Genomic DNA, 12951 nt, shown 5'->3' with positions numbered 1-12951 from the left:
AAACTACGCTTATGAAAAATATCCAAAAGTCATTTCAAATATTTCTACTTACCCTTATTTGTTCAAATTTATTATTCGCCCAAAAACAACTTATAATGATTGGGGGCGGCAAACGCACGCCTGATATTCTCACAAAATTTATCGAACTAAGCGGCAATGAAAAAGGAAATATATTGGTGATTCCGTGGGCGAGTGGCGAGCAAGAAGCTGCTTATTCCAATATTAAAAATGAGATTGGAGTTCTTTCAAAAATTGTGGTTGAAAAAGCTCCTTTGGCACCTCTTACCACTGAAAGTAAAGCTTTACTTTTAAATCAACTCAAAGCCGCTAAGGGGGTTTTCTTTTGTGGAGGAGACCAAAATCGAATCATGGATGTGTTGAAAGATGAAGAACTTTTTAAAGCGATGCACGAACGCTATAATAATCAAGTGGTTTTTGCTGGAACAAGTGCTGGAACTGCCATTATGTCGGAAATTATGATTACAGGCGAAGGTGATTTTAAAGTAATTGATGGAACAAAAGTAGAAACTAAAAAAGGGCTCGGCTTAATGAATGAAATCATCGTTGACCAACATTTTATTAAACGCCAAAGACAAAATAGACTTATTGGTTTAATTTTTCAAAATCCTACTTTATTAGGTATTGGTATTGATGAAAATACAGCCCTTTGGGTACAAGATAATCGAAATGCAGAAGTATTGGGCGAAAGTCAAGTGATGATTTTTGAAACAACCAAACAAGCCAAAGAAATGAAGTTTATTATACTCGAAAAAGGAGAAAAATACAATTTGAAAAAACGAAAGAAGAGGTAGTGTTTTTAAGCAAAAACGCACAAATTATCACTAATTTTCATTCTTTTTCGAGAAATTTCTTAATTCTTAATTCTTAATTCTTAATTAAGCCTTACCTTTGTAGCTCAATTATTAGATAAAAAATGACTGACCGTTATATGCAGCGTGGAGTTTCGGCTGCAAAAGAAGATGTGCATAAAGCCATCGAAAAACTCGACAAAGGTCTTTTTCCAAAAGCATTTTGCAAAATTTCACCCGATACATTAGGTGGAGATGCCGAATATTGTAATATCATGCATGCCGATGGTGCTGGAACAAAAACTTCATTGGCATATTTATATTGGAAAGAAACGGGTGATATTTCGGTTTGGCGTGGCATTGCACAAGACTCGATTGTGATGAATACCGATGATTTAATTTGCGTAGGAGCCGTTGGCCCGATGCTTATTTCATCAAGTATCGACCGTAATAAAAATAAAATTCCGGGAGAAGTCATTGCTGAAATTATCAACGGTACCGAAGAATGTTTAGAAATGCTTCGTAGTCATGGTGTGGAAATTTACAGTACTGGTGGGGAAACAGCTGATGTAGGAGATTTAGTTCGTACAATTGCCGTAAACAGCACCATTATTGCCCGCATGAAACGCTCAGATGTTATCTCAAACGACAATATCAAGGCTGGGGATGTGATTGTTGGCTTAGCATCTTATGGACAATCAAACTACGAAACTGCCTACAACGGAGGTATGGGGAGTAATGGTCTGACTTCAGCTCGCCATGATGTTTTAGGTAAAATTTACGCAGAAAAATATCCAGAAAGTTTTGATGGGGAAATCAATAAAGATTTAGTTTATAGTGGAGCTAAACTTCTAACAGAAGAAATTGCAGGTGTTAATGTAGGAAAACTTATCCTCTCACCTACGCGTACGTACGCTCCAGTTGCGAAAGCATTTTTGGCCGAACTTCGTCAGCATATTCATGGCATGGTTCATTGCAGTGGTGGGGCTCAAACAAAAGTCTTACATTTTATCGAAAACTTACACGTAATTAAGGATAATCTCTTTCCAATTCCACCCTTGTTTAAACTTATTCACGAACAAAGTGGAACTTCATGGCAAGAGATGTATAAAGTATTTAACATGGGCCACAGACTTGAGGTTTATCTCGAAGAAGCATATGCTCAAAGAGTTATCGAAATAGCTAATTCTTTTGGCATCGAAGCTCAAATAATTGGTCGAGTTGAAGCTGCACAAAGTAAGAAGGTAAGCATCAATAGCGAATTTGGTGAATTTACCTACTAATCAAGACCTTCATTAAGAATTTTTCTAAATTTATTTGAATATAGCAAAGGAAGTGCAACTTGCACTTCCTTTTTTTTCGTCCTTAGAATTACAAAACCTATTTATTTATTAAACCGCATTTTCTTATAGATAGATTCTTTACAAATTTTCTATTATTCACTTTAAAAGATTCTATTTATGAAGAATTCAGAGGCTATCTCACGCAAAGATTTTTTGATGCAAATTGGTTTTAGTGGTGCTGCATTAATGGCTGCACTTACCTCATGCGGAGGTACGGATACTGTCACCCCAATTTCTGCTTTTACAGTAGATTTATCTACCACTACCGCCCTTAATAATGTTGGTGGGTACATCAAAACAAATGGCGTAGTTTTAGCTCGAATCGCCTCAGGCAATACAAGTTCAGCGTTTGTTGCCATTGCTCGTACTTGCCCACATGAAAAGAAAGACCAAATAGTTTATAATTCCGCAAAAGGTCAATTTCAGTGCACCGCACATGATTGGTATTTTAAAACTAATGGTACGGGGGTTGGCAATGGAAGCATTACAGCCTATACAGTTACCTTGTCGGGTACTACTTTGAGTATTGCTTAAGAAGCACAAAAAACGTCGGCAAAGTTTTGAGCCTTGCCGACGTTATATTACTAATTACTTTAAATAAAATCAGAAACCGCCACCTGCATACATTTTCACATCATCGAGTGTAATAGTTGGTCCACACATAATGACCAATCGCTCAACTACGTTGCGTAATTCACGCACGTTTCCTGTCCAAGGGAGGCTTTTCATATATTCCATTGCTTCGGGAGCAAATTCTTTCGGATTATCGCCATACTCATCAGCCACATCGCACAAAAACTTCTCTGCTAATAACGGAATATCATCTTTACGGTCAGTCAAAGCAGGAACATGAATCGGAATGACATTCAAGCGGTGGAATAAGTCTTCACGGAAGTTACCTTCGGCAATTTCTTTACGCAAATCTTTATTTGTAGCCGCAATCACACGCACATTTATCTTTATTTCCTTATCACCACCCACACGTGTAATCTTACTTTCTTGTAAAGCACGAAGCACTTTTGCTTGGGCAGAAAGGCTCATATCGCCAATTTCATCTAAGAAAAGTGTACCGCCATCGGCTTGTTCAAATTTACCGATACGTTGTTTTATCGCCGAAGTAAATGCCCCTTTTTCGTGGCCAAAGAGTTCACTTTCAATTAATTCAGAAGGTATAGCCGCACAGTTTACCTCAATCGAAGGCTGATTACATCTATTACTTTTCTCATGAATTTGCTTAGCAACCATTTCCTTACCCGAACCATTTGGTCCAGTGATAAGCACACGAGCTTCTGTTGGTGCTACTCTATCAATGGTTTCTTTAACCTTTCTAATAAGGTCTGATTCTCCAACGATTTCGTTAATTTTATAAATTCTGCGTTTGAGTACTTTGATTACTTCAACGTCTTTGCTCTTTTCGATGGCGTTGCGTACAGTAACCAGCAAACGATTCAAATCAGGTGGTTTCGTAATGAAGTCAAAGGCACCACGTTTAGTGGCTTCTACTGCATTTTCAACATTGCCAAAAGCCGAAATCATAACAAATTGGGTCATTACCCCTTCTTCTTTGGCTTTCAACAGCATTTCTAGACCATCTAATTTGGGCATCTTGATATCACAAAGAGCAACATCATATTGTGTTTTTAGCACCATTTCGAGGCCCTCTTCTCCATCTTTTGCTTCATCTACTTCGTACTCTTCATATTCTAGAATGTCACGAAGGGCATCTCGAATACTTTTTTCGTCATCAACAATCAATAATTTTGCCATTGCTTGGTTTTACTCTTAGTGAGCTTAATTGATTTTATGATTTAAGGGGAAATTTTAATTGTGACGCAAAATAATGAAAAAATCTCAACATCACTGATATTTTTAATATTTAAAAAAGCTCTAGGTATATATTTTTAGGAATTTTCTTAACACTAAACCGCTGACGCGTGTTGTTATGATAAAACTAAGAAATCGTATTTGCAATGAAAGCAGCAATTATAGGAGCGGGTATCGGAGGCATCGCAACAGCCATCAGATTGGCTAATAAAGGATACTCGGTGGAAGTATTTGAGGCCAACGACTATGCCGGGGGAAAATTAAGCGAATTTCAGCAAGGAGAATACCGCTTTGATGCTGGGCCTTCGCTGTTTACGATGCCGCAGTTTGTGACTGAACTATTTGAACTTTCAGGCAAAAATCCTGAAAACTATTTCCAATATTTCAAATTACCCGAAGTTTGTAAATATTTTTGGGATGATGGAACTAGACTTAGCGTTTCGGCCGATATTGAAGCTTTTGCTCAGGAAGCAGAATACAAACTTGGCGAACCAGCACAAAATATAATCAAATTTTTAAAAGATGCCGCTTTTAAATATGAAGTTTTGAGTGGCCTTTTTTTAGAAGATTCTCTTCATAAAGTATCGACTTGGACCTCAAAAAAAGCATTCAGAGGTTACTGGAATTTGCCTAAAATGGGCATTTTTGGCACTATGAATAGAGCCAATGAACGGTTTTTTAAAACTGAAAAGGCCGTTCAATTATTTAACCGTTATGCAACTTACAATGGTTCTGACCCTTATCAAACTCCAGCGACGCTTAATATTATTCCACATTTGGAATATAATGTTGGAGCTTTTTTTCCTAAAAATGGCATGTATGGTATCACCCAAAGTTTGGTCGATTTAGCTAAAGATTTGGGTGTGAAATTCAATTTTGGGGTAAAAGTTGAAGAAATTATTATTGAAAATAGTTCGGCAAAAAAAATAAGGGTAAACAACCACGAACTTGCCTTCGATAAAGTCGTCTCGAATATGGATGTAACGCCTACCTACCGTAAGTTACTTCCTAAAGTAAAGCATCCTGACAAGATTTTAAATCAGGCAAAAAGTGGTTCTGGCTTGATTTTCTATTGGGGAATTAAACAACAATTTGCTCAATTAGGCTTACACAATATATTCTTTTCGAATAACTACAAAGCCGAATTTGAACACCAATTTCAAAAAAAGACAATTTATCACGACCCTACGATTTATCTTAATATTACCTCTAAATGCAAAGCTGATGATGCTCCTGAAGGTTGTGAAAATTGGTTTTTGCTAATCAACGCTCCTGCCAATGAGGGGCAAGATTGGGAAAAAATAATTGCTTCAACTCGCCAAAATATTATTAATAAATTGAGCAAAAATTTAGGTGTGAATATTGGTGAATTAATTGAAAACGAATCAATTCTAGACCCAAGAACCATCGAATTACGCACTTCTTCGGCACAAGGAGCATTATATGGCAATAGTTCGAATAATAAGTTTGCCGCATTTTTAAGACATGCCAATTTCTCTTCTGAAATTAAAAATCTATATTTTGTCGGTGGAAGTGTTCATCCCGGAGGAGGAATCCCGTTGGCTTTGTCTTCTGCAAAGATAGTTGCAGATTTGATTGAATAGTCATTAAGATAGATGGTTTGATTGTTTTTCAGGGATTCAACAGAAGTCCATACTTATTCATTTCTGTACTTTTCAAAGTTTAAACATAATTGTTTTTATTTTATCTATTTTTTCAGGAATCATAGAAACTTTTTTAATGACCAATTAGTTGATTAATCAACAATATCAAAGTCAACTTTCATGGAATTAGATAAAGATTCACTTCAATTCGTTTTTGGTAGTACTATTCGAGCTTTACACAAAGCAACTGCCTTAGAATTTGACAAAAGCGGTTTGGAGATTTCTCCAGAACAATATCATTTACTTAAAATTATCGCCTCAAAAGAAGATTCAATTCAAGCAGAATTAGCCGAAATTATGCAACTAGATAAATCGGGAATTATGCGACACATTGACCAAATGGAGGCAAGAGGTTTCGTACAACGTGTAAATGATGCCCAAGACCGCAGAAAAAAATACATTGTACTTACCGAATCGGGCATTCAAAAATTAGATAATTGCAAAATAGCATTAGACAAAATGGCCAATACAATATTAAAAGGTGTTTCGGATGCCGAGCTACTAATATTTAAACAAGTATTAACAAAACTCAAAGAAAACGCTGGCGGGTAAAATTTTTTACCCAGATAGTTGATAAATCAACTATATTAAAATCAACTTTTTCAAAGAAAAATTCAATTTAGATACCAATGAAAAAAACGAGTCTGTTTATTTACATGATTTGGCAAATCAGTACCCTTACAGCCAATGCTCAAGGCAATGCTACACAGCTTTCGCTCAAAGGATGTGTTGATTATGCACTCAAGAATCATTTAAGTAATACGATTGCCAACAATGAAATTTTGGCAGCGAAAGAAAAAGAGAGAGAAGCATTATCGGGCTATTTACCACAAGTAAATGCCAATATAGGCTTTGATGATAATTTAAAACGTCAGGTTTCGGTTATTCCTGCGGGTGCGTTTAGTCCAACTGAAATTCGTATCCAGTTTGGTAATCAGTATAATACCAATGCTGCTGCCCAAGTTGACCAAGTGATTTATGATAAATCTATGCTATTAGGTTTGAAAGCAGCAGAACCGAACAATCAGTTAGCGGCCCTCAAAAAAGAGCAAACACAAGAAAATCTTATTTATAATACGGCGAATGCTTACTTTCAAGTACTTGTTTATTTAGAGCAAGAGAAACTTACCCTCGAAAATGAGAAGAAGTATCGTGAATTGGTTAATATCTTAAAATTAAGATTAGAAAAAGGGGTCATCAAGAAAACTGATTTAGACCGCACGCAATCAACACTTAATAATATTCTTGCTCAAAAATCAATCATTCAGGCCAATAAAGAAGTTTCATTGAATCGCTTGAAAAATGTAATAGGTATGCCATTGAGCGAAGAAATAAGTATTAATGAAAGTATTAATTATGAAAGTTTCACACAGTTAATCAGAGAGAACTCGCTGGATGTAAATAACATAATTGACTACCGAGTACAAAGTAATAGCATCGCACTTCAGGAAATTGACGTAAAGCGTAAGCAAGCTGCTTTTTTACCAACCGTTTCGGCATACGGACGCTACGGAGCACAGAGTTTTGGCAATGACTTCGGTAAATCGTTTACTAATTGGTTCGATTATTCTTCGGTCGGCTTGAAAGTAAACGTGCCAATTTTTAGTGGTTATCGTAAAAATAGCCAGCTTAAACAAAGCGAAATTAGCCTATTAAATGCACGCACAAATTTGAAGCTAAGCACCGAAAGTATGCAGTTAGCATTTCAAAATTCAGCCTCTCTCCTGCTAAAATCACAATCCGACTTAAAAATTAATAAAGAGAATTTAAACTTCGCTAAAGAAGTATTTGAAAGCAGCACATTTGAATACCAAAAAGGGATTTCAACACTTTCTGACTTACTCAATGCCGATTATTCTTACAAAGAAGCACAGAGTAATTATATGAATTCGCTTATCAACTTTTTAAGCACACGCCTCGAATACGAAAAATCGAAAGGAAATCTAAAAAATTACATCAATCAGTTTTAATAAAAATATTTCAATGAAAAAGTCAATCATCATTATCATATCAGTTGTTGCGGTATTGGGAGCTATCGGCTTTACTCTTGCCAGAAACAAGAAAAAAATAGACGCCAATAAAGTAGTTGTTGACCGCACGAAAATTCCAGTTTCGGTGGCTACAACGCCAGTTGCTTACCAAGATTTTGACGGAAAAGTAGTTTTACCTGCCAACTTAGAACTTAATAGTGAAGCCACTATTGCAGTAGGTATTCAAGGAAAAATAGAAAAACTTGCCATTGAAGTTGGTTCAAGAGTGGCCAAAGGACAAGTTATCGGAACATTAGATTCTCGACTCAAACAGTTGAATTTGAAAGCAAATGAGCTAACACTTGCCAAATTAGAAAGAGATTTACAAAGAAACGAAGACCTTTTTAAAGGTAATGCGGGTACAGAATTGAGTGTAGTAAACGGAAAATACGATATTGAAAATACACGTATCCAGATTGAGCAAGTAAAACAACAAATTACCGATGGTAACATTATTTCTCCAATCAGTGGGATTGTTACTTCTCGTAAATTAATGGCTGGTGAATTTGTAAGTCCTGGAACGGTAATCGCAACGGTTGTAGATGATGCACACTTAAAAGCAGTGGTATTCGTCAACGAAAAAGATGTTTATCAATTACGTTTAGGGCAGAAAGCAAGTATAACTACTGATGTGTTTCCAACAAAAAACTTTACAGGAAATGTGAAGTTTATCTCTCCGAAAGGTGATGAAAATCATAATTATCGCGTAGAACTACAACTCAATACCAACGAACTTAAAGCTGGCACTTACGTAATGGTAGCATTTGATTTAGGCGGTAAAGCTCGTGTATTACAAATACCAAAATTAGCTTTGGTTGAAGGCATAAAAAATCCTTATGTATATGTTGCTGAGAATAATGTAGCAAAAATTAGAAAAATTACTGTCGGTCGAGAAATCGGAGAAAACATTGAAGTTGTGGGTGGTTTAGTAGCAGGTGAAGAGGTAGTAATCAGTGGCCAAATAAACCTAACAGATGGCAGTAGTATTGTAAAAACATCAAATAAGTAATTGGTTATTGGTCTACTGGTTAATAGTGGATTTGTTACTGGTAAATTAATTATGAGGGAATTTGTGATTTAATATAAATTTTAAAAATCATGCACTCAACCAGTAACTTTTAAGAAATAAACAAATAAGCAGTTTCTCAGTAGACCAGTAACTAATCAACAAATAACTATTAAAAAAATGTCAATAACCGAAATATCAATCAAACGCCCATTGCTGATTACGGTATTTTTCGTAACGCTGATTTTGTTTGGTGCGATTAGCTATAAGCAATTGAATTACAATCTTTTGCCAAAGTTCGAAGCCAACGTAATCATGGTTCAAACCGTATATCGTGGTGCTTCTTCTGATGAAATCCAGAATACCCTCACCAAACCCATCGAAGAAGCCATTTCGGCCATCGAGGGTGTAGATAAGATTGCTTCTACTTCATCAGAAGGGATTTCTATCGTAACTGTTCAGCTTAAAGCAGGTATCAACACACTTGATGCACAGCGAGATGCCGAACGTAAAATAAATCAAATAAAATCGACATTACCTGATGATGCCGATGACCCCGTAGTCAATCGTTTTAATACTGATGAAATTCCTGTACTTAGAATAAGTGCTTCGGCCAATATGTCGGAACCAGCTTTGTATGATTTAATCGAGCAAAAAATAAAGCCTATTCTCTCAAATGTAGCAGGTGTAGGTACAGTTAGATTAATCGGTGGAAATGAGCGTGAAATTCAAGTAAATCTTGATAATACTAAATTACAAGCCTACAATATTTCATCTGCCCAAGTAAATCAAACCATTGCCAATAGCAATAGTTCGTTTCCAGCAGGTAGCGTATTAAGCAATGATAATCGTACGTCAATCAGATTAGATGCGAAACTTATAAAGGTAGATGAACTTCGTAACCTTATTATTCGACAAAATAATGATGGAAGCAGAGTTTTATTAAAAGACATTGCTAATATTACAGATGGTCAAACGGAATCTAAAACCATTAATCGAAATAATGGAAAGGCTGGTATTGGTATTGAAATTGTAAAGCAAGCAGATGCGAATGCTGTAAATGTGAGTAAATCAGTCAAAGAAACATTACAGAAAATTAAGCAATCTTATGCCTCTAAAAACTTCAACTACGAAATTGCGGCCGACCAATCGATTTATACACTTGCCTCAGCCGACGCCGTAGTACATGATTTGTTCTTGGCTATTGTAATTGTAGCAGGCGTAATGTTGTTCTTTTTACACAGTTTCCGAAGCTCAATGTTCGTATTGGTTGCCATTCCTTCGGCCATGATACCAACATTCATTCTGATGTATGTTTTTGGCTTCTCGCTCAACCTAATGACCCTCATGGGACTTTCATTGGTAGTAGGTATCTTGGTTGATGATAGTATTGTGGTTTTAGAGAATATCTATCGCTACCTCGAAATGGGTAAGAATAAGGTGCAAGCGGCTCTTGATGGTAGAAACGAAATTGGTTTTACTGCCCTTGCCATTACGCTTGTCGATGTGGTGGTTTTCCTACCTTTATCTATGAGTGGCGGCTTGATTGGCAATATCCTACGTGAATTTTCTTTAGTTGTAGTATTCTCAACCCTCATGAGTTTATTGGTTTCTTTTACACTTACTCCACTTTTGGCATCAAGATGGGGCAAGGTTGAGATTTTGAGTAAATCAAGTCTTTGGGGTAAAATCAACCTTGCTTTTGAGAATTTCCTCAATAATTTAAGAGATGAATATGGCCGAATGTTATCTTGGGCATTAAACCATAAACGTTGGGTATTATTAGTAATTTTTGCCCTATTCTGTGGTTCAATTGCTCTATTACCTGCTGGCTTTATTGGTACTGCTTTTACAGGTGCTGGTGACCGTGGAGAATTGACCATTCAGCTCGAAATGTCGCCTCAAACGCCATTGAACCAAACCAACCTCATGACTCGCCAAGTAGAGCAGTTATTACTTCAAAAACCAGAAGTTACTAAAGTTTTTGCCAATGTAGGTACTCAAACTGGTGCAATGGGTTCAGGAAATTCAAACTCAAATATTTCTGAAATTGCGGTAACACTTGTTGACAAAGAAAAACGCAGCATTTCATCAGATAAATTTGGTGACATGGTTCGTAACGAAATCTCACAGATTCCGGGGGTAAAAGTAGTCATTCGTCCCGCTAATATCACTGGTAATAGTGAAGCACCTATTCAGATTGCCGTGAAGGGTGTTGATATGAAGCAAATCCGAGAGTTTGCTCAATCGGTTAAGAATATTGTCCGTAAAACTCCCGGAACCGATTACGTAGAATTTAGTACGAAAAGTCCTAAAACCGAAATTGCCATTCAATTAAATCGTGAGAAAATCGCTCAAGCTGGTTTAAGTGTTCCTGAAGTTGGTGGAGCTATTCAGTTGGCATTCAGAGGAAACGACCTATCGAAATTCAAACAAGAAGGAGAAGAATATCCTATCAATATTTCGTTGGAAAAGTCAGATAGACGCTCGATTGAAAACATCCGAGCACTTACTTTAAGAACAAATCGTGGAAGCATCGTAAAACTTAACGAGATAGCCGATATTTCAGAGGTTGTTGGTCAAGCAGTACTTGAGCGTTCTGACCGAATGAATTCAATCAAAGTTACGGCTTCATCCGTAGGTCGTCCAACGGGTACAATTGTAGCTGATATTGAAAAGGAAATTGCCAAACTTAAAATTCCCGATGGCATTACAATTGAATTTCAAGGAGAAGCCCAACGCCAAAAAGATGCCTTTGGTAGTTTAGGATTAGCATTCGGACTAGGTATTCTATTGGTTTATCTCATCATGGTGGCCCTCTACGAAAGTGTGGTTTATCCATTTGTGGTATTATTCTCTATTCCAGTGGCTTTGATTGGTGCTTTATTGGCACTTGCACTAACTATGGAATCACTTACTATTTTTGCCATCGTTGGTCTAATCATGCTCTTGGGCTTAGTAGCTAAAAACGGTATTCTAATTGTAGATTTTACCAATCACTTAAAAGCTGAAGGACTTTCGGTCAAAGAAGCTCTTATTGAGGCTGGTAAAGAGCGTTTGCGTCCAATTCTCATGACAACCATAGCCATGATTGCAGGTATGTTACCAATTGCATTGGCTTCCGGCTCAGGTGCAGAAGTAAAAAATGGAATGGCGTGGGTAATTATCGGTGGACTTACGAGTTCACTCCTTCTTACACTTTTCTTAGTACCTTCTATGTATATGATTATCGAATCATTGAAGAATCGAATACTAAAACTATCAAACAAAAAGAAGGCTAAGAAAACCGCCGAACTTGTACACGAGTAAGCATTTAAGATTGATATAAACAGAAAAGTCGAGAGCCATGCCCTCGACTTTTTTATTTAAAGATATATTCTTAAGCCAAAATAAAACTGCGTTCACTAAAAGCTGGTAAATTTGGCTTTCCTTCATAAAAATACTTCAACTCATCTTTAGGGTCTATTAGGCCTAAACTATAAAGTACAGGCACAAAGTGGTCAGGAGTTGGAGCTGCTAGTTTGCCTAATTTGTGGCTTGTTTCATAATTAACCACATTCATAAAACTACGCTCATCAATTTGTTTTTTTATCCAAGCATCATATTCGGGCTCCCATCCAAAAGGAGTCATATCACCAGTACGAAACTTTTCACCTAAAATTTGCAGATTATGAATCAAAGAGCCACTTCCGATGATTAAAACCCCCTTTTCACGAAGAGATTTTAATTGTTTACCTAATTCATAATGATATTGAGGCGATTCGTAATAACTAATACTCATCTGAAAAACAGGAATATTAGCCTTCGGAAATAAGTGCATCAACATTGGCCAAGCACCATGATCGAGCCCCCATTCGGTAGTTTCATGTACTGACGGGATAATTTTTGTTACTTCTTTTGCAATTTCTGGTGCACCTTTAGCGTGATACTTCGGGTCGTAATAATGTTTGGGAAAACCATAGTAATCATAAATTTGTTGCTGCTCAGGCGAGATATTCACAAAGGTTCCACGCGAACACCAGTGTGCCGATACCACCAAAGCTGCTTTTACCTCATATTTTTTTTGTAATTCATTACCCAAATGAAATAGTGCATTCCAAAATGGACGATCTTCTTTTGATAAAGGAATATCCATTGGATTTCCATGTGAGGTAAACAACACTGGCATTCGTTTGCTTTGTGTTGGTAAGGTATCGGTAAATTGCTTGAAGCTACTGAGTGTTCCCATTGCCGAGAGTGATAAAATTGATTGCAGAAACTCTTTCCGTTCCATGA

At 36.7% G+C, this 12951-nt stretch carries 10 protein-coding genes; 8 read left to right on the top strand and 2 right to left on the bottom strand.

Going from position 1 to position 12951, the window contains the following annotated elements:
- The first annotated feature begins 11 nt into the window (after positions 1-11).
- From EMTOL_RS11675 to EMTOL_RS21815, 3 genes are all read left to right on the top strand, one after another.
- Positions 12-812 (top strand): cyanophycinase, encoded by an 801-nt coding sequence (locus tag EMTOL_RS11675; RefSeq protein WP_305953225.1) that lies wholly within the window; start codon positions 12-14, stop codon positions 810-812.
- Positions 813-934: 122 nt separating this feature from the next.
- The gene (locus tag EMTOL_RS11670; protein ID WP_015029492.1) at positions 935-2092 is read left to right on the top strand and encodes an AIR synthase-related protein; all 1158 of its coding nucleotides are present in this window, start codon (positions 935-937) and stop codon (positions 2090-2092) included.
- 177 nt (positions 2093-2269) lie between these two features.
- On the top strand, positions 2270-2686 hold the full coding sequence (locus EMTOL_RS21815) for a Rieske 2Fe-2S domain-containing protein (RefSeq protein ID WP_015029491.1): 417 nt from the start codon (positions 2270-2272) through the stop codon (positions 2684-2686).
- A 69-nt stretch (positions 2687-2755) separates the two neighbouring features.
- Here EMTOL_RS21815 and EMTOL_RS11660 read toward each other — a convergent pair whose 3' ends face one another.
- Positions 2756-3919: a sigma-54-dependent transcriptional regulator gene (locus EMTOL_RS11660; protein WP_015029490.1), complete on the bottom strand. Its 1164-nt coding sequence runs from the start codon at positions 3917-3919 to the stop codon at positions 2756-2758.
- A 203-nt stretch (positions 3920-4122) separates the two neighbouring features.
- Here EMTOL_RS11660 and crtD point away from each other — a divergent pair, with 203 nt between their 5' ends.
- The 5 genes from crtD (at position 4123) to EMTOL_RS11635 (ending at position 11985) form a co-directional block, all read left to right on the top strand.
- The gene (crtD, locus tag EMTOL_RS11655) at positions 4123-5580 is read left to right on the top strand and encodes a 1-hydroxycarotenoid 3,4-desaturase CrtD (protein WP_015029489.1); all 1458 of its coding nucleotides are present in this window, start codon (positions 4123-4125) and stop codon (positions 5578-5580) included.
- Positions 5581-5760: 180 nt separating this feature from the next.
- Positions 5761-6192, top strand: coding sequence for a MarR family winged helix-turn-helix transcriptional regulator (locus tag EMTOL_RS11650; RefSeq protein ID WP_015029488.1), 432 nt, complete (start codon positions 5761-5763; stop codon positions 6190-6192).
- A 77-nt stretch (positions 6193-6269) separates the two neighbouring features.
- Entirely contained in the window at positions 6270-7610 is a 1341-nt protein-coding gene (locus EMTOL_RS11645) for a TolC family protein (RefSeq protein ID WP_015029487.1), read from the top strand.
- A 13-nt stretch (positions 7611-7623) separates the two neighbouring features.
- Positions 7624-8679 carry an efflux RND transporter periplasmic adaptor subunit gene (locus EMTOL_RS11640; protein WP_015029486.1) on the top strand — a complete coding sequence of 352 codons (1056 nt, stop codon included), beginning with the start codon at positions 7624-7626 and terminating at the stop codon, positions 8677-8679.
- Between the two features lie 177 nt (positions 8680-8856).
- Positions 8857-11985 (top strand): efflux RND transporter permease subunit, encoded by a 3129-nt coding sequence (locus EMTOL_RS11635; protein ID WP_015029485.1) that lies wholly within the window; start codon positions 8857-8859, stop codon positions 11983-11985.
- Positions 11986-12055: 70 nt separating this feature from the next.
- Here the strand turns inward: EMTOL_RS11635 and EMTOL_RS11630 are convergent, their stop codons facing one another.
- A complete protein-coding gene (locus EMTOL_RS11630; RefSeq protein WP_015029484.1) occupies positions 12056-12949 on the bottom strand; it encodes a dioxygenase family protein in 894 nt (297 codons plus the stop codon).
- Positions 12950-12951: the final 2 nt, after the last annotated feature.

This window comes from Emticicia oligotrophica DSM 17448 (assembly GCF_000263195.1).
Lineage (GTDB): Bacteria > Bacteroidota > Bacteroidia > Cytophagales > Spirosomataceae > Emticicia > Emticicia oligotrophica.
This window is presented reverse-complemented; position numbering and strand designations above follow the sequence as displayed.